16 protein-coding genes and 1 pseudogene are annotated in these 18013 nt (G+C 63.1%); 5 read left to right on the top strand and 12 right to left on the bottom strand.

Translation table 11 applies throughout. The features are described 5' to 3' along the window. Positions 1–65: 65 nt before the first annotated feature. From ACTJLC_RS08220 to ACTJLC_RS08185, 8 genes are all read right to left on the bottom strand, one after another. On the bottom strand, positions 66–1232 hold the full coding sequence (locus ACTJLC_RS08220; RefSeq protein WP_114163370.1) for an ABC transporter substrate-binding protein: 1167 nt from the start codon (positions 1230–1232) through the stop codon (positions 66–68). A gap of 524 nt (positions 1233–1756) precedes the next feature. Further along, positions 1757–2728, bottom strand: a complete 972-nt coding sequence (locus ACTJLC_RS08215) for a branched-chain amino acid ABC transporter permease (protein ID WP_440843635.1) — start codon at positions 2726–2728, stop codon at positions 1757–1759. Then, positions 2728–3612 carry a branched-chain amino acid ABC transporter permease gene (locus ACTJLC_RS08210; protein ID WP_073427854.1) on the bottom strand — a complete coding sequence of 295 codons (885 nt, stop codon included), beginning with the start codon at positions 3610–3612 and terminating at the stop codon, positions 2728–2730. The genes ACTJLC_RS08215 and ACTJLC_RS08210 overlap by 1 nt, the downstream gene beginning before the upstream one ends. 222 nt (positions 3613–3834) lie before the next feature. Beyond that, positions 3835–5049 (bottom strand): ABC transporter substrate-binding protein, encoded by a 1215-nt coding sequence (locus ACTJLC_RS08205; RefSeq protein WP_073427855.1) that lies wholly within the window; start codon positions 5047–5049, stop codon positions 3835–3837. A 53-nt stretch (positions 5050–5102) separates the two neighbouring features. Continuing rightward, positions 5103–5861, bottom strand: a complete 759-nt coding sequence (locus ACTJLC_RS08200) for an ABC transporter ATP-binding protein (RefSeq protein ID WP_073427856.1) — start codon at positions 5859–5861, stop codon at positions 5103–5105. Beyond that, on the bottom strand, positions 5858–6637 hold the full coding sequence (locus ACTJLC_RS08195; RefSeq protein WP_073427857.1) for an ABC transporter ATP-binding protein: 780 nt from the start codon (positions 6635–6637) through the stop codon (positions 5858–5860). Before ACTJLC_RS08195 ends, ACTJLC_RS08200 begins: the two co-directional genes overlap by 4 nt. A 318-nt stretch (positions 6638–6955) precedes the next feature. Next, positions 6956–8671, bottom strand: coding sequence for a GMC family oxidoreductase (locus ACTJLC_RS08190; RefSeq protein WP_310123466.1), 1716 nt, complete (start codon positions 8669–8671; stop codon positions 6956–6958). Between the two features lie 120 nt (positions 8672–8791). Then, a complete protein-coding gene (locus tag ACTJLC_RS08185) occupies positions 8792–10330 on the bottom strand; it encodes a CoA-acylating methylmalonate-semialdehyde dehydrogenase (protein ID WP_310131159.1) in 1539 nt (512 codons plus the stop codon). 131 nt (positions 10331–10461) lie between these two features. Between ACTJLC_RS08185 and ACTJLC_RS08180 the strand changes: the two genes are divergently transcribed. Beyond that, entirely contained in the window at positions 10462–11361 is a 900-nt protein-coding gene (locus ACTJLC_RS08180; protein WP_310131157.1) for a LysR family transcriptional regulator, read from the top strand. 310 nt (positions 11362–11671) lie between these two features. Next, positions 11672–12208, top strand: coding sequence for a class IV adenylate cyclase (locus ACTJLC_RS08175; protein ID WP_073427861.1), 537 nt, complete (start codon positions 11672–11674; stop codon positions 12206–12208). A gap of 45 nt (positions 12209–12253) precedes the next feature. Here the strand turns inward: ACTJLC_RS08175 and ACTJLC_RS08170 are convergent, their stop codons facing one another. Then, positions 12254–12745, bottom strand: a complete 492-nt coding sequence (locus ACTJLC_RS08170; protein WP_310131154.1) for an Lrp/AsnC family transcriptional regulator — start codon at positions 12743–12745, stop codon at positions 12254–12256. Between the two features lie 227 nt (positions 12746–12972). Here ACTJLC_RS08170 and ACTJLC_RS08165 point away from each other — a divergent pair. Beyond that, positions 12973–13266: pseudogene (locus ACTJLC_RS08165) on the top strand (4a-hydroxytetrahydrobiopterin dehydratase); the annotation flags it as partial. Between the two features lie 106 nt (positions 13267–13372). On the opposite strand, the gene ACTJLC_RS08160 reads toward ACTJLC_RS08165, so the two are convergent. Then, the gene (locus ACTJLC_RS08160; protein WP_073427864.1) at positions 13373–13597 is read right to left on the bottom strand and encodes a DUF3717 domain-containing protein; all 225 of its coding nucleotides are present in this window, start codon (positions 13595–13597) and stop codon (positions 13373–13375) included. Between the two features lie 142 nt (positions 13598–13739). On the opposite strand from ACTJLC_RS08160, the gene ACTJLC_RS08155 reads away from it, so the two are divergent. Next, positions 13740–14426: a response regulator gene (locus ACTJLC_RS08155; RefSeq protein WP_073427865.1), complete on the top strand. Its 687-nt coding sequence runs from the start codon at positions 13740–13742 to the stop codon at positions 14424–14426. 134 nt (positions 14427–14560) lie between these two features. Continuing rightward, a complete protein-coding gene (locus ACTJLC_RS08150; RefSeq protein WP_310131151.1) occupies positions 14561–16075 on the top strand; it encodes a sensor histidine kinase N-terminal domain-containing protein in 1515 nt (504 codons plus the stop codon). A 57-nt stretch (positions 16076–16132) separates the two neighbouring features. Here the strand turns inward: ACTJLC_RS08150 and ACTJLC_RS08145 are convergent, their stop codons facing one another. Further along, complete coding sequence (locus ACTJLC_RS08145; RefSeq protein ID WP_083086037.1) at positions 16133–16675, bottom strand: SET domain-containing protein; 543 nt, start codon at positions 16673–16675, stop codon at positions 16133–16135. Positions 16676–16891: 216 nt separating this feature from the next. Next, positions 16892–18004, bottom strand: a complete 1113-nt coding sequence (locus tag ACTJLC_RS08140) for an NADH:flavin oxidoreductase/NADH oxidase (RefSeq protein ID WP_310131149.1) — start codon at positions 18002–18004, stop codon at positions 16892–16894. Between the last annotated feature and the right edge of the window lie 9 nt (positions 18005–18013).

The raw sequence follows: 18013 nt of genomic DNA, 5'->3' as shown, positions 1-18013 counted from the left end.
AATAAAAAAGACGCGTCAACTGCACGCGTCTTTTTTAGGTGGGCTCCGTGTCGATTCGCCTTCGCTCAGTCGCCGGACAGCTTCCACTTGCCGCCGACGATCTCCACCATCACGCGTGCCCGCTGGTCGAGGCCGGCATGATCGTTCGCGCTCATGTTGAAGATGCCGTGCGCGGCGGGCGCGTCTTTCGTGCCTTCGAGCGCCGCGCGCAGCGCCTCGCGGAACGCGGGTGTGCCCGGCTGCCCCTTCTTCAACGCGAGAGGAATCGCGCGTTGCAAGAGCAAGCCCGCATCCCATGCGTGACCGCCGAATGTCGACACCGAGCCCGCGCCGTACGCGGCTTCATACGCGCGCTTGTAGGTGAGCGAGCTTTTCTTCACAGGGTTGGAGTCAGGCAATTGCTCGGCGACGAGCAGCGGGCCGGCGGGCAGATACGTGCCCTCGCAATCCTTGCCGCACACGCGCAGGAAGTCGTTATTGGCGACGCCATGCGTCTGATAATACTTGCCCTTGTAGCCACGCTCCCTGAGCGTTTTTTGCGGCAGCGCGGCCGGTGTGCCCGCGCCGGCGATCAGCACCGCGTCCGGATTCTGCGACATGATCTTCAGCACCTGACCGGTCACCGACGCGTCGTTGCGCGCAAAGCGCTCGTTAGCGACGACCTTGATCTTCGCGAGATCCGCAGCCTTGCCGAATTCCCTGAACCAGCTCTCGCCATAGGCGTCCGCAAAACCGATGAACGCGACCGTCTTCACACCGTGATTCGCCATGTGCTGCGCGATCGCGGTGGCCATCAGAATGTCGTTTTGCGGCGTCTTGAAGACCCACGCGCGCTTTGCATCCATCGGTTCGACGATGCTCGCCGCGGCGGCCATGGAAATCATCGGCGTGGCGCTTTCAGTGGCGACGTCGATCATCGCCAGCGAGTTCGGCACGACGGTCGAGCCGATCAGCGCATCCACGTGATCTTCGCTGGTGAGCCTGCGCGCGTTCTTGACGGCCTGGGTCGAATCCGTGGCGTCGTCGAGCACGATGTAGTCGATTTTCTGGCCCGCCACTTCCTTGGGCAGCAGCGCAACCGTGTTCTTTTCCGGAATACCGAGCGACGCGGCGGGCCCCGTTGCCGATACCGTTACGCCGATTTTCACGTCCGCGAACGCATGGCCGCTCCATGCCGCGCAAACTCCCGTGGCGACCCATGCCGCGCTGATCCAACGCAATGCCGACTTCATCCCGCTCCTCTGTCTACCCGTTATTCATTCGGGTTTAAATCCGCGGATTTAAACCCCGACCCAGCGGTCGGCGAATCGCGAGTGTAGCGGAGCAAAGCCGCACGCTGCAAGCGTTTTACGGGCTTTACGCAGGCGAAACAGGAAGGGCTTCGGTGAATAAAAAAGATCGCCGAATGAGTGGACGATTCGAATCGCGCATAAACGAAAAGACAAATAAAAAGCGCTGTTGGATATCAATCCAACAGCGCTTTCGTCTGGGCACTGAGTGCCTCATTGTCTCCTCGTTCTCCACCTGCAAATTTCGTGGTGCGTCAGAACTGCATGAAGGTTAAACGAGCACCTGGCATGCAACAACTAGCAATTACCCTAGTGGTGCAGTGCGGCACCGATTTGGGGCGGGTATGAGCAAAGCTCGTCGCCAAATGCCTTACGACCATTCGAGGCCGCAGCATTGCCGTGACCGCTTTCGACGGACGCGCCTATATCGGATCCCAAAGCAACGACGTGCTTTGCTTTGCCTCGCTTCAAGCCCGCAACGGCCGCACCCGCGCGATGATCTCGCCGACGATGCCGCGCCGGAACGCCAGCACGCAGGCGATAAAAATCACGCCGGTCACGATGGTCACCGACTCGCCCAGCGAGCGGAACCATTCGATGCCCGTCGTGGCCGCCAGCGTGCCGCCGATATCGCCGAGCCGGTCCTCGAGCGCGACGATCAGCGCCGCGCCGAGCAGCGGCCCGAACAGCGTGCCCATGCCGCCGACGAGCGTCATCAGCACGACGAGACCCGACATGGTCCAGTAGGCGTCGCTCAGCGTCTCGAAGCCTTGCACCAGCACCTTCAGAGAACCCGCGAGGCCCGCGAGCCCCGCCGACAGAATGAACGCGAGCAGCTTGAAGCGATCGGTGTCGTAGCCGAGCGATACCGCGCGCGGCTCGTTCTCCTTGATCGCCACCAGCACTTGCCCGAACGGCGAATGCACGATCCGCACGATCAGCAGGAACGTGAGCACCATCACGGTCAACACGACGAAATACAAGGTGCCGTCGGACGACAGATCGAGCAAGCCGAACAATTTGCCGCGCGGCACGCCTTGCAGTCCGTCCTCGCCGTGCGTGAACGGCGCCTGCAGGAACACGAAATAGACCATCTGCGCGAGCGCCAGCGTCACCATTGCGAAGTAGATGCCCTGACGGCGAATCGCGAAGATGCCGACGATGAGGCCGAGCAAGGACGCCGCCGCGGTGCCGGCGAATACGCCCAGCTCCGGCGAGAAGCCGAGCGTCTGCATCGCATAGCCGGTGACGTAGCCCGCCGAGGCGAGAAACATCGCGTGGCCGAACGACAGCAGGCCGGTGTAGCCGATCAGCAGATTGAACGCCGCCGCAAACAGCGCGAAGCACATCACCTTCATCACGAAGAGCGGATAGATGCCGAGCACGGGCACCGCGAGGAGCGCGACCAGCAGCAGGCCGTAGAGCACTTTTCTCTGCATCATTTTTCCTTGCCGAAGAGACCCGCCGGACGCACCAGCAGCACGAGCGCCATGATCACGAAGACGACGGTCGCCGACGCCTCGGGGTAAAACACGCGCGTCAGCCCTTCGATCACGCCGAGCATCAGGCCGGTCAGAATCGAGCCCATGATCGAACCCATGCCGCCGATCACGACCACCGCGAACACGGTGATGATCATCGGCTGGCCCATTAGCGGCGAGACCTGGATCACGGGCGCCGCGAGCACGCCGGCGAACGCGGCCAGCGCGACGCCGAAGCCGTAGGTGAGCGTGATCATCAGCGGCACGTTGATGCCGAACGCTTCCACCAGTTTCGGGTTCTCGGTGCCCGCGCGCAAATAGGCGCCGAGGCGCGTCTTCTCGATCACGAACCACGTCGCGAAGCACACGATGAGCGAGGCCACCACTACCCAGGCACGATAGTTCGGCAGGAACATGAAGCCGAGATTGGTCGCGCCGGAGAGCGCCGAGGGCACATCGTAAGGCTGGCCCGACGAACCGTAGATCGAGCGGAACACGCCTTCCACGACGAGCGTGAGGCCGAACGTCAGCAGCAGGCCGTAAAGATGGTCGAGCTTGTAGAGCCAGCGCAGCATCGAGCGCTCGATCGCCACGCCGAACAGCCCGACGATCAGCGGCGCCAGCACCAGCATCAGCCAATATGGCAGGCCGAAATACGAAAAGCCCATCCACGCGAGCATCGCGCCGAGCATGAACAACGCGCCATGCGCGAAGTTGATCACATTGAGCAAGCCGAAGATCACCGCCAGGCCGAGGCTGAGAATCGCATAGAACGAGCCGTTCACGAGCCCCAGCAGCAGCTGGCTCAGCATCGCCGGTAGCGGAATGCCAAAGATGTCCATTGAAGCCTTAACCCATCGCCAAGGTGAGATCGGCTGACGCACGATCCGGCCGGCGCGCGATCGGCAAGCACATCGCCAAACGCACGCGGCATGTGAAACGGTTTGCCGCCTGCCTGCTTGTCCGCACGGCGCTCGCCTCGCTACTCGACGTCGACTAACGGCGAGGCGCGAGGCAAGACGCCGGGCAGGCCGCCTTCAGGCTTTCAGGCGCTCGGTCCGCGCTTATTTCCACAGCGCGCAGCGCGTTTCAGCCTTGGTGGTAAACGCCTGCTCGCCGGGGATCGTCGCGGCGATCTTGTAGTAGTCCCACGGCTCTTTCGATTCAGCCGGCGTCTTCACCTGCATCAGGTACATGTCGTGGATCATGCTGCCGTCCTGACGGATGTAGCCCTTCGCGTAGAAGTCGTCGACCTTCGCCTTCTTCAGTTGCGCCATGACCTTCTCGGAGTCGGTCGAGCCGACAGCCTGCACGGCCTTCAGGTAGGTCATGGCCGCCGAGTAGTCGGCGGCCTGCAGGCTCGACGGCATCTTCCGCATCTTGTCGAAGTAGCGCTGCGCCCACTTGCGCGTCGTCGCGTCCTTGTTCCAGTACCAGCTATCCGTTAGCACGAGGCCCTGGGTCGTTTCCAGCCCCAGGCTGTGGATGTCGTTGATGAACACCAGCAACGCGGCCAGCTTCATCGTCTTGGTGACGCCGAATTCCTTGGCGGCCTTGATCGAATTGATCGTGTCGCCGCCTGCGTTGGCGAGGCCCAGAATCTGCGCCTTCGACGATTGCGCCTGCAGCAGGAACGACGAGAAGTCCGACGCCGACAGCGGATGGCGCACTTCGCCCAGCACCTGACCGCCGTTTGCCTTCACCACGTCCGCTGTGTTCTTTTCGAGCGCCTTGCCGAACGCGTAGTCGGCGGTCAGGAAGTACCACGTCTTGCCGCCCTGCTTCGTCACCGCGGAGCCGGTGCCCTTGGCGAGCGCGGTGGTGTCGTACGCATAGTGGATCGTGTACGGCGTGCATTGCTCGTTGGTCAGCGTGTCGGCGCCCGCGCCGATGCTGATATAGACCTTGTGCTTCTCGTTGGCCACCGTGTTCATCGACAAGGCGGTTGCCGAGTTCGTGCCGCCGATCAGCAGATCGACGCCTTCGCGATCGAACCACTCGCGTGCGCGCGACGCCGCGATATCCGCCTTGTTCTGGTGATCGGCGTAGACCACCGTGATCGGCTTGCCGTTGACCTTGCCGCCGAAGTCCGCCACCGCCATGCGAATCGCCTCGAGGCCGCCCGGGCCGTCGATGTCCGCGTACAGGCCGGACATGTCGGTAACGAAACCGATCTTCACCGCATCATCAGCCGCTTGCGCGGTGCCCATCGTCGAAGCGGCGCCGGCGGCGACCGCGAAACAGAGTGTGGCAAGCCGCGCGAGTGGGTTCTTTTTCATTCCTGTCTCCTGGGTTCTTCGCTTGTGGTTATCAGAGGCAATCAGGCGTGTTTCTACACGCCTAGTAAGTCATGCAGCACCGGCATCTTGCTTTCGAGTTCACTCGCCCCGAAGTGCTCGACAATCGCGCCGTGCTCCATCACATAGAAGCGATCGGCAAGTGGTGCCGCAAAACGGAAATTCTGTTCGACCATCACGACCGTATAGCCGCGCGCCTTGAGCGTGATGATCATGCGCGCGAGCGCCTGCACGATGACAGGCGCGAGCCCTTCCGAGATTTCGTCGAGCAGCAGCAGGCTCGCGCCGGTGCGCAGAATGCGTGCGACCGCCAGCATCTGCTGTTCGCCGCCCGAGAGCCGCGTGCCCTGGCTCATGCGGCGTTCCTGCAGATTCGGGAACATCGAATAGATTTCCTCGAGCGACATCATGTGCGCCTTGTCGCCGACGGGCGGCGGCAACAGCAGATTCTCCTCGCACGAGAGGCTCGAAAAAATACCGCGCTCTTCCGGGCAATAACCGATGCCGCAATGCGCGATGCGATGCGTGGGCAAGTTGATGGTTTCGCGTCCGCCGATGCGGATCGAACCCGTGCGCCGCCCGGTCAGCCCCATGATGGCGCGTAATGTCGTGGTGCGTCCCGCGCCATTGCGGCCAAGCAGCGTGACGACTTCGCCGCGGTTCACCGTCAGATCGACGCCGTGCAGGATATGGGATTCCCCGTACCACGCCTGCAAACCGGTGATCTCCAGCGCAGGCGCGGCGCCGCCCGTGTCGCTCACTTCGAGGCTTTCGCGCTCGGCAATCGTATTCATGCGTGGGCTCCGGCGAGCGCCGCGTCGGCGCTGCCCATGTAGGCTTGCATCACGAGCGGATTCTTGGACACTTCGGCGTAGCTGCCTTCGGCCAGCACTTCACCCCGTTGCAGCACGGTGATCGTGTCGGAGATGCCGGCGATCACGTTCATGTTGTGCTCGACCATCAGAATCGTGCGACCGCTCGATACTTTTTTGATCAGCGCCGTGACGCGATCGACGTCTTCGTGGCCCATGCCTTGCGTCGGTTCGTCGAGCAGCATCAGTTCAGGCTCCATCGCGAGGGTGGTGGCGATTTCCAGCGCGCGCTTGCGGCCGTATGAAAGTTCGACGGTCAGCACATCGGCGAAATCGGTCAAGCCGACTTGGGTGAGCAGATCCATGGCGCGATCGTCGAGCTGGCGCAGCGTGCGCTCGCTCCTCCAGAAATGAAACGCGGTGCCGAGCGAGCGCTGCAAACCGATCCGCACATTCTGCAATGCCGTCAGATGCGGAAATACAGCGGAAATCTGGAATGACCGGATGATGCCGCGGCGCGCGATTTGCGCGGGACGCTCACCGGTAATGTCAATGCCGTTAAAGACGATCTGACCCGCGGTGGGTTCGAGAAACTTGGTGAGCAGATTGAAACAGGTGGTTTTGCCTGCCCCATTGGGCCCGATCAGCGCGTGGATCGAGCCGCGCCGAACGCGCAGGTTCACCCCATTCACGGCGATGAAGCCTTTGAACTCGCGGGTAAGCCCCCGCGTTTCGAGAATCGTATCGCCGAGAATCATGTTCCCTTCCGTGACGGAGTAAGGCGAAGCACTACGATCTTCCGCGCGAATCCTTGCGCGACTTTTTTATATGGCGGCACCCCATGCCGCTCATTGGCGTGCTGCACCAATCGGGACGGTAATCCAAAGGCGGCACGCAGCATGGCTGCCATTGTCGCGCCAATGATGCAGCGCATTCATTGGGATTTGCACTTAGTGGATGACGCCGTCTCGCGCACGGTCGATGCGTGCACGTTGCTTGCTCAACCTTTCTTCATTGCACGACACGTCTGTCCGACACATGCGGCGAGTCGCCTATGCGGCAAGCATTCTCGCCTGTCACAAAGCGGACATCGACGGCGTGGCGCTGATTTGCGCGGCCACGCTGCCGGCCACGCGCGCGCGGCGATCTTCGCGGATCATGTCGCTCGCACGCTCGGCGATCATCAACGTGGGCGAGTTGGTGTTGCCCGAAGTAATGGTGGGCATGACGGATGCATCGACGACGCGCAAGCCGTCAACACCGATAACTCGTAGCCGGTTATCGACCACCGCGCCCGGATCATCGCTCGTACCCATGCGGCAGGTGCCGACCGGATGAAAGATCGTGGTGCCGACCGCGCCTGCGGCCTGCTGCAGTTCTTCCTCGGTCTGATACTGGAGACCGGGCAAAATTTCCCGCGGCCGATAGCGCGCGAGCGCGGGCGCCGCGGCAATGCGGCGCGTGAGACGCAGCGCGTTCGCGGCGACGTGCCGGTCGTAATCGGTGGAGAGATAGTTGGGCGCGATCAACGGCGGCGCCGACGCATCCGCCGATTCGATATGAATGCTGCCGCGCGAAGTCGGCCGCAAATGACACACCGAGGCTGTGAACGCATTGAAGCGATGCAGCGGTTCGCCGAAGCGATCGAGCGAGAGCGGCTGCACGTGATACTCGAGGTCGGGGCGCGTAATCGAGCGGTCATCCGGGTCGGACCTGGCGAACGCGCCGAGTTGCGACGGCGACATCGACATCGGCCCGCTTTGAAAGAGCGCGTATTGCACGCCGATCATCAGCTTGCCCCACCAGTGCGCGGACGCGGTATTGAGCGTGCGCACGCCGTCGACCTGATAAGCCATCCGCAATTGCAAATGGTCCTGCAGGTTTTCGCCGACGCCGCGCAGATCGTTCACGACGGCGATACCCAGATTTTGCAGACGCGCGCCGTTGCCGATGCCGGATAGCTCGAGCAGTTGCGGCGAATTGACCGCGCCCGCGCTGAGGATCACTTCGCAGCGGGCCTTGGCGAGATAGTCGGTGTTGTCGCCGCGATATTCGACACCGGTGCAGCGGCGTCCTTCGAACACGACGCGCTGCGTGTGCGCGCCGGTGATGATCGTGAGATTCGGCCGCTTGAGCGCGGGACGCAGAAACGCCTTCGATGCGTTCCAACGAATGCCGCGTTTCTGATTGACGTCGAAGTAGCCGACGCCGGTGTTGTCGCCGCGATTGAAGTCATCGGTAGCGGGTATGCCGGTCTGTTGCGCGGCGTGCGAAAACTCCTCGAGGATTTTCCATTTGAGTCGTTGCTTTTCGACCCGCCACGGCCCACCCGCGCCATGCGATTCATTCGCGCCGGCGTGGTGGTCTTCGCTGCGCTTGAAGATGGGCAGGACCGCGTTCCAGGACCACGACGCGTCGTTGGTCACGCGCGCCCACTCGTCGTAGTCCTCCCGCTGACCACGCATGTAGATCATGCCGTTGATCGACGAACTGCCGCCGAGTACGCGCCCGCGTGGATAGGACAGCGCGCGGCCGTTGAGGCCGGGCTCCGCCTGGGTTTTATAAAGCCAGTCCGTGCGCGGATTGCCGATGCAATAGAGGTAGCCGACCGGCACGTGAATCCAGTGGTAATCGTCCTTGCCGCCGGCTTCGAGCAGCAGCACCTGGATTTCCGGATCTTCAGTGAGGCGATTGGCGAGCACGCAACCCGCCGTGCCCGCGCCGACGATGATGTAATCGAATTCGCCTTCCAGGCGCCGGGCTGCCCGGGATGGGCTATCGGTGTCGCTCATTGTTTTGTCTCCTGGCTTTTTTCCGCAAGGCGTCTGGTTTGCTGTTTGCCTGCATGCGCCCGTTCATTTCGTGCCTTCGGCGCGCCGCGAAACAGCGCCGCCGAAGGCAAACGTCTCAAACTATTTGGCGACAGGCATCGTGAACTCGGCACCCTTGGCGATGCTGTCGGGCCATCTCTGCATGATGCTCTTATAGCGCGTGTAGAACCGCACGCCTTCCTCGCCATAAGCGTGATGATCGCCGAACAGCGACTTCTTCCAGCCGCCAAAGGAATGCCACGCCATCGGCACCGGAATCGGCACGTTGATCCCCACCATGCCGATCTGGATCTGACGGGAGAAAGCCCGCGCGACACCGCCGTCGGAAGTGAACAGCGACACGCCGTTGGCGAACTCGTTGGCGTTGATGAGCTCCACCGCGGAAGCGAAATCCGGCACCCGCACCACGCACAGCACCGGTCCGAAAATCTCCTCGCGGTAAATCTTCATGTCGGTCGAGACATCGTCGAACAAGGTGCCGCCGAGAAAGAAGCCCTGCTCGTGCCCGGGCACCTGATGACCGCGTCCGTCGACCACCAGCTTCGCACCCGCGGCGACACCCGCTTCGATATAGCCCGTCACTTTCTCGCGATGCGCGGCTGTGACCAGCGGCCCCATTTCGGCGGCCGATTCCATGCCGTTGAGAATCTTCAGGCTCTTCACGCGCGGTGTGAGCCGCTCGATCAATTCGTCGGCGATATGCCCCACCGCGACGGCCACCGAAATCGCCATGCAGCGCTCGCCCGCCGAACCGTAGGCCGCGCCGATCAATGCGTCGACAGCCTGATCGAGATCCGCGTCCGGCATCACCACCAGGTGATTCTTTGCGCCGCCCAACGCCTGCACGCGCTTGCCGTGCTTCGTGCCTTCCGTATAGATGTATTCGGCGATCGGCGTCGAGCCCACGAACGACAACGCGCTCACTTCGGGATGCACGAGCAAGGCGTCGACCGCGACCTTGTCGCCATGCACGACGTTGAGCACGCCATCCGGCAAGCCGGCTTCCTTGAACAATTCGGCGAGACGGATCGACGCGGACGGATCACGCTCCGACGGCTTCAGCACGAACGTGTTGCCGCACGCGATCGCCACCGGGAACATCCAGCACGGCACCATCATCGGGAAATTGAACGGCGTGATTCCGGCGACCACGCCGAGCGGCTGCCGCAGATTCCAGTTGTCGATCCCGCCGCCGATCTGATCGGTGAAGTCGGTCTTCAGCAGATTGGGAATGCCGCACGCGAACTCGACGATCTCGATGCCGCGCATCACTTCGCCCTTCGCGTCCGAGAACACCTTGCCGTGTTCACGTGTGATCAATTCCGCCAGTTCGTCGTGGTGGCGATCGAGCAATTCCTTGAATTTGAACAGCACGCGCGCCCGTTTGATCGGCGCGGTTTCGCTCCATGCGGGGAACGCGTCGCGGGCGGCGGCGACCGCCGCGTCCACTTCGGCGACGCTCGCCAGCGGCACGCGGGCGCTCACGGCGCCGAGCGCGGGATTGAAGACGTCGCCGAAACGATGGCTGGTGCCGTCGACCGTCTTGCCGTTGATGAAATGGGTCAGCGCGCGGGCGCTCGTTTCGCTGCGGACGGTCTCGTCCTGATGTGTCTCGCTCATCTCGTTCCTCTTGGTGTGAAGGTCTTCCGCCCGACGCGACCGGCGTGATGAACGCAAGCGTAAGGCGCTTCGGGCGCACAAATCCAATGAGTAATGCTCAATTGCGCTATAAGCCGCGCTAATATCAGGATATGGATCTGACTCTGCTCCGGGCTTTCGTTACCGTCGCACGCGAGGGCAACCTCACGCGTGCCGCCGTGCAACTGCACCTGACCCAACCCGCCGTCAGCCTGCAAATCAAACATTTGCAGGAGACGCTGGGCGTCACGCTGTTCACGCGGACCTCCCACGGGCTCTCGCTCACGCGCGATGGTCAGGCGCTTCTGCCGCACGCCGAGCGGGCGCTCGCCGCCGCGAGCGACGTGCAGCGGGCGGCGGAGTCGCTGCGTCACGAAGTGCGCGGACGCTTGCAGATCGGCACGATTCTCGACCCGACGTTTCTGCGCCTGGGCGGCTTTCTGAAGCAACTGGTGGAAACCTGGCCGCGCATCGAGACGGCCTTGCGGCATGGCATGTCGGGCTGGGTGCTGGAGCAGGTTCGCGCGGGCGAACTGGACGTGGGCTACTACATCGGCCTGCCCTCCGACGACGATCCACGCGACGGCGCGGCCTTCCACGCCGTCACGCTCACGCATTTCCAGTATCGCGTGCTGGCGCCGCCCGGCTGGAAGGACCGCGTGAAGGGCGCGCGCGACTGGCGCTCGCTCGCGGCGCTGCCGTGGATCTGGACGCCGCCCGCCTCCGCGCACAACCGCTTGTTGTCGCGCTGCTTCGGCGAAGCGGGCGTGAAACCGCTGAAAGTGGCGGAAGTGGATCAGGAGCCGTCGATGCTCGATCTCGTCAAGTCGGGCGTCGGCCTGACGCTGGCGCGCGACGCCACCGCGATCGCCGAAGCGCATGCGCACGCGCTGACCATCGTGGAAGGCGTCACCGTGCCGACCCAGCTCAGTTTCATTACGCTCGCGGCGCGCAAGGACGAGCCGGCGATCGCGGCGGCATTGAAGCTGATCGAACAGCAATGGGCGGCATGAGGGTGGACGTGGACGCGGCTGGAAGCGGCGCGGAACCGATATGAGCCGTTCTCATGACAGCCGCACGTTCGATGCTCATGCTCGCTGCCAGTTCGTCCGCGCTTGGCCCGAGCGGCCGGCCAAGCGCAGTTCCGCGCGCCATGCTCTCATCTGAAACCACGCCGTCACGGACTTTTTGTTAGATTGACGCTTCGCGCTCACGCGCCGGCCCCGCATCGTTTTCTGTTCCGTCTGACTTCGTCCTTCCCGGCAGCTTCGCCCGTCAACACCGGAAGCCGCCGACCACTCCATTCATCGACAGGAGCCTGACATGGCACGCAACATTGAAATCAAAGCCCGCGCCCAGCATTTCGAGCAACTGCGCGAACGCGCCGCGCAGCTCGCGCCCGACGCGCCGCTGATCTTCCGCCAGCAGGACTTTTTCTACGACGTGCCGCGCGGCCGCCTGAAACTGCGCCAGTTCGACGACGGCACGCCGGCCGAATTGATCTTCTATCAGCGCGACGACCGCGACGGCCCGAAAGCGTCGTATTACACGCGCAGCCCCGTCACCAACCCCGAAGCGATGCACGCGCTGCTCGCCACCGCGCTGACCACGCGCGGCATCGTCACGAAGGAACGTCATGTGTATCTGACCGGGCGCACGCGGATTCACCTGGACCGCGTGGACGGTCTCGGTGACTTCGTCGAACTCGAAGTCGTGCTCGCCCAGGATGACGACGAAGAAAGCGGCCACGCCGAAGCGCATGCGATGTTCGCGAGCCTCGGCGTGCCGGAAGCGGATCTGGTGGCGGTGGCCTACGTCGATTTGCTGAGCCCGGAAAGCGAGCCGAAGCAAGCGGCATGAATGATCGCTGCGCGGTTGCGGGCGAGCCCGTGCAACAGCCGTTACTTAAACCGCAGCCGCTCCGGGCGACAGATGGCCGAGCGGCAACGGCCCGTTACGCTTGAACGTGGTGAGCACGATATTCGAGCGCACGCTATCGACGCCCGGCACGCGCATCAGCTTCTTCATGACGAACGTCGACAGATAGTTCAGATCGGGCGCCACGATGCGCAACAAGTAGTCGGCGTCGCCGACTACCGCGTGACATTCCAGCACTTCAGGCAGCACCTCGATCTGCTGCTGGAATTGCTCGATGACCGAATCGCCGTGGTGCTTCAACTTCAAGCTCGTGAAGGCCGTGACGCCGAGCCCGAGCTTCTCCGGACGCAGCACGACACGATAGCCGTCCACCACCCCCAGTTGCTCCAGCCGCTGCAAACGCCGTCCGATCTGCGACGGCGACAGCGGCACTTGCTCCGCCAATTGCTGATGCGTGGCGCGGCCAAAGCGCTGAAGAACGTCCAGCAACGCGAGATCGAAGTGATCGAGTTCCAACATGATGAGTGTCCGCACGGAATCGCCGTTGAATGCGCGATTATTGCACGCGGGTTCCCAGACTCGAGCACGGTCGCCCCGGCGGAAGCGGCTCACGCAAAGGCCGGCGAGCGCGCGGCGATATCCGAAGACAAACGCCGACGACACGCACGGCAAGCTCGCCGGATCCGTGAAAAGATAATGGACGCGCCCGGCTTTTTCGGCGCGCCTGTCCAGCCCAACGAGGTAGCGCCATGATTCATAAACTGACTTCCGAGCAACGTGCGACGCAGGTTGCGAAACTGCACGGCTGGCAAGCCGTGGCCGGCCGCGACGCAATCCAGCGGCAGTTCAGATTCGCCGACTTCAACGAAGCATTCGGCTTCATGACGCGCGTGGCGATCAAGGCGCAGGAGATGGACCACCACCCGGAATGGTTCAACGTCTACGACAAGGTGGAAATCACGTTGTCCACGCACGAGGTCGACGGCTTGAGCGAGCGCGACATCGAACTGGCCCGGTTCATCGACAGTATTACTTCGTAACACCTGCGCTCAGGTTGCGTGCCGGGGCGTTCGATCGAGGTTTATCGAACGATTCGGTCAGTACTGAAAGGGCATTGCAGGCTATCGGGCATCCAAACCTTCAGTTCTACAGGCTGTTCTTAAGGTACACGTAAGAATCCCACGCCTGCCGCGCAACCGCGTCCAAACGATCCCGCGATAGCGTCTGCTGACGCTGTACAATCATCAACGCATACGGCTTGGAGAGCGCGCTTGCCTCCTTGCACAGAACGAGTTCGTCGCCGCTCGAAGGTGAGCGGGCGCGCCAGAAGTTGATCGCGGCTTCCAGTTCGTGAATCGTTATCTCGGACATGACTTCGTGATCGCTCAGTGGCTGCTTCGCGGCGGTTCGTGCCGGTTATCGGCACGGCCGCGGCGCACGCCCCGGCTGTGCGGCAGGCGCCCCGGCGAACCGCTTGCCCACATGCCTAACCCATTGTAATTGAGCGAAACCCATGCGACTCCTTCTGATTGAAGATGACCGCCCCATCGCACGCGGCATCCAAAGCAGTCTCGAACAAGCCGGCTTCACCGTCGACATGGTCCATGACGGCATCTTCGCCGAGCAGGCCCTCACGCAAAACCGCCATGAACTGGTGATCCTCGATCTGGGTCTGCCCGGTATCGACGGCATGACGCTGCTCTCACGTTTTCGTCAGAGCAATCGTCATACGCCGGTGATCATCCTCACCGCGCGCGACGAATTGAACGACCGCGTTCAAGGCCTGAATTCCGGCGCCGACGATTACCTGCTGAAGCCGTTCGAACCCGCGGAACTCGAAGCGCGCATTCGCGCGGTGATGCGCCGCAGCGGTCCGCACGGCGACATGCCGCGTCCGGAAGTGTCGCTCGGCGGCGTGCGCCTGTCGGGCGTCGACCGCCGCATTTTCAACGACGACAAGCCGCTCGAACTGTCGCCGCGTGAATTCGCCGTGCTCGAAATGCTGTTGCTGCGTCATGGCCGCGTGGTCAGCAAGGCGCAATTGCAAGACCATCTGACGCACTTCGGCGGCGATCTCGGCGACACCGCGATCGAGGTCTATGTGCACCGGGTGCGTAAAAAGCTCGAAAGCTGCCGCGTCGAAATCGTCACGGTGCGCGGCTTCGGTTATCTGTTGCAGGAAATCCGCCAGGCCGCATAATCGCCCTGAGGGCCGCGATCTTCGTCGCGGCCTGACGGCGCCGGGCCGGCGCCGCGCACATGGTGCGCGATTCGCCGGCATCCGGCGGAATTTCACGGCGCCTTCGCCGTTGCCACTTTCCCGCGCGTTCGATCATGCCCCAGCCGGCCGCCAATAGTCTGCGCCGCACGCTGCTGCGGCGCCTCGCCGCTCCCCTTTCGCTGCTCGCGCTGATGAGCGGCCTGATCGCTTACTGGCTCGCGTGGCAGTACACGCAGCACGTGGTGGACCGCTCGCTCGCCGATCTCGCCACCGCCATCTCCAAACAGATCCAGATTGCCGGAGCGGATGCGCGGTTCACCGTGCCGCCGCTCGCGCAAGCCATGTTCTCCGATCCGGTCGAACACCTGGTCTACCGGATCAGCAACGGCGAAACCGAAATCGCCGGCGATCCGAAGCTGCCGCTGCAAGGCACCAGCGTGCGGCGCATGCACTACGCGTATGTGTTCGAAACGCAGCACGAAGGCGTGACGGTGCGCGTGGCGCAGGTGCGCGTCGACCAGCCGGTCGGCAATCCGATCGTCGTCGAAGTGGGTCAGCCGGTGCATCACCGTTTTCAAATCGCCGCCGAGTTTCTGGTCGCGATCATGATGCCGCTGCTGTTGTTGCTGCTGGCGGGGTGGATCATCGTGTGGCGCGTCGTCAATCAGCAGCTCAATCCGCTGACCGATCTTGCCGACTCGCTGAACCGGCAGACCCACACCTCGCTCGAACCGGTCGACGAAACCTACGTGCCGGTCGAAATCCGGCCGCTCACCGGCGCGCTGAACGCCCTGCTCGATCGCCTGAAAACCGCGCTCGACGGCCAGCGCAAATTCATCGCCGACGCCGCGCATCAACTGCGCACGCCGCTCACCGCCGTCAAGCTGCATGCGGAGCAAGCCGCTGTGGCGCGCGACCCGCAGCAAGCGCTGGCCGCGGTGGGCGAGCTGCGCGCCGCAGCCGACCGCGCGGTGCGGCTGTCGAATCAACTGCTGTCGCTCGCGCGCGCCGAGCCGGGCGAACAGGCGGCCCGCTTCGTCGATGTCGATATGGCCGCGCTCGCGTTCGACACGGGTGCGGAATGGGTGCCGCGCGCGCTGGCGTTTCACGTCGACCTCGGTTTCCAGCGGCTCGACGATCCCGCCAACGATCATCCGCTGATGGCACGCGGCAATCCCGTGCTGCTGCACGAAGTGATGGCGAATCTGCTGGATAACGCGCTGAAGTACGTGCCGCCGTCGCGCTTCGATGGCGGGCGCATCACGGTGACGGTGTCGCAAACGGTGATCGACCAGGTGCGCATGGCCGAGATCATCGTCGAGGACAACGGGCCGGGCGTGCCGCTCACGCAGCAAGCCGATCTGTTCAAACGATTCTTCCGCGGCGATGGCCAGAGCGACTCCGGCGTGGACGGCGGCGCCGGTCTCGGGCTCGCGATCGTTCACGACATCATGGTGCTGCATCACGGCAGCGTGCATTACGAAGACGCACCGGAAGGCGGAGCACGTTTTATCGTCCGCATTCCGCTCGTGCCCACCACCGCTCAGAGCAGCCCCGGTGCGCAGACAGAAGAAGGCCCCGGACAGCCCGAAAAAAAATCGGCGCACTCGGCGCCGATCGATATGTGACGATGCGGGTCAACGCGGGCGGCCTGGACTTTATCGTCGACTCAGGCCGCCCGCGTTTCATTTCTTCTTCGCTTTTTTCGCCGGCGCCGCGGCCTTCTTCAACGACTTGACCGACTTCGCCGCCTTGTCCGATTTTCCCGCGCCCTTCTCTTTCTCGGGCAACGCCAGCATCGTGCCGCGGCACTTGCGCGCGCCGCAACGGCATTCGTATTCCTTCTTGAGCTTCTTGGTCTGACGCGCGTCGATCACGAGGCCATAGTCGTAAAAGACTTCCTCGCCCTCAACAATGTCGCGCAACGCATGCACGTACACGTGACCGTCGATTTCCTCGGCTTCACAGTTCGGCGCGCATGAATGGTTGATCCATCGCGCACTATTGCCGTTCACCTTGCCGTCGATGACCTTGCCGCTGTCGAGCGCGAAATAGAACGTGTGATTCGGTTCCGCCGGATTATGCGGATGACGGCGCAACGCTTCTTTCCAAGAGATCCGCTCACCTTTGTATTCGATCAGCCGTTCGCCGGCCGCAATCGGTTCGAGGGCAAACACGCCTTTGCCGTGCACACCCGAACGACGCACGGCGATCCTGCGTGAACTCATTGAATGAATCCTTGTGAAGAACTGAAAGTGAAGTTCCGGTAGCCGTCAGCCATGCTCGCGTCTGACGCGCTGCTTTTGCTGACGCCGATAGCAAACGCGGCGCCTTGCGAGCGCCGCGAACCTTGGACGCCCATGCGCCACAACCGGCATCCTACACGCTCAAGACGGCTTCGTTCAACCGTCAATAAGCGCTCAGCGCAAGACGCGCCGGCATCTTCACCGTTGTCCGAACGAGATCTCGCCGAACAGCGCTTTCTGCTCTCGCGGTTGCGAGCGCCAGTACTGCGGCGGCGCCTCGACCGTCGCGCCGAGTTGCGCCGCGGCGTGCCAGGGCCAGCGCGGGTTGTACAGCAAGGCACGGGCCAATGCGATCAGATCGGCGTTACCGGCTTCGATCAGTTGCTCGGCATGGACCGGATCGGTGATGAGTCCCACGCCGATGGTGGTGAGGCCGGTGGCCTGCTTGACCGCCCTGGCGAACGGAATCTGATAGCCCGGTTCGAGCGGGATTTTCTGAAGCGGCGAGACACCGCCCGATGACACGTCGATCCAGTCGCAGCCGCGCTTTTTCAACTCGTCGGCAAATGCGATCGTATCTTCAAGTGTCCAGCCGCCTTCGACCCAGTCGGTCGCGGAAACCCGCACGCCCACCGGTTTGTCGGCGGGAAATGCGGCGCGCACGATGTCGAAGATTTCGAGTGGAAAACGCATGCGGTTGCCGAGCGAGCCGCCGTACTCGTCACCGCGTTGATTGGCGATCGGCGAGAGGAACTGATGCAGCAGATAGCCGTGTGCCGCGTGCACTTCCAACGCATCGATACCCAGGCACGCGGCGCGCCGCGCAGACGCCGCGAATGCTTCACGAATCCGGTTCAAGCCGGCTGTGTCGAGCGCGAGAGGCGGCTCTTCGCCCGCCTTATGCGGCAACGCGGACGGCGCGTGCGGCAGCCAGCCGCCTTGCGACACCGGAATCAGTTGCCCGCCTTCCCACGGCGCATGACTCGAGGCCTTGCGCCCCGCGTGCGCCAACTGCATCGTCACGCTGATGCGCGAATGCTTGCGGATAGCGGCCAGCACCGGCACGAGCGCGGCTTCCGTGGCGTCGTCCCACAGTCCAAGATCGCCGGGCGTGATGCGGCCATCGGGCTCGACCGCGGTCGCCTCGATGCACAACATGCCCGCGCCGGACAAGGCGAGACTGCCGAGATGGATCATGTGCCATGCAGTCGCCTCGCCGCGCTCGGCGGAGTACTGGCACATCGGGGACACGACGATACGGTTGGGAAGCGTCACGCTACGCAGCGTGAGCGGAGAAAAAAGCGCGCTCATGAATTCCGC

Source organism: Paraburkholderia sp. 22099 (genome assembly GCF_052045835.1).
Lineage (GTDB): Bacteria > Pseudomonadota > Gammaproteobacteria > Burkholderiales > Burkholderiaceae > Paraburkholderia > Paraburkholderia terricola.
Note: the sequence above shows the minus strand (reverse complement) of the source record. Positions and strands in the feature narration are given on the sequence as shown.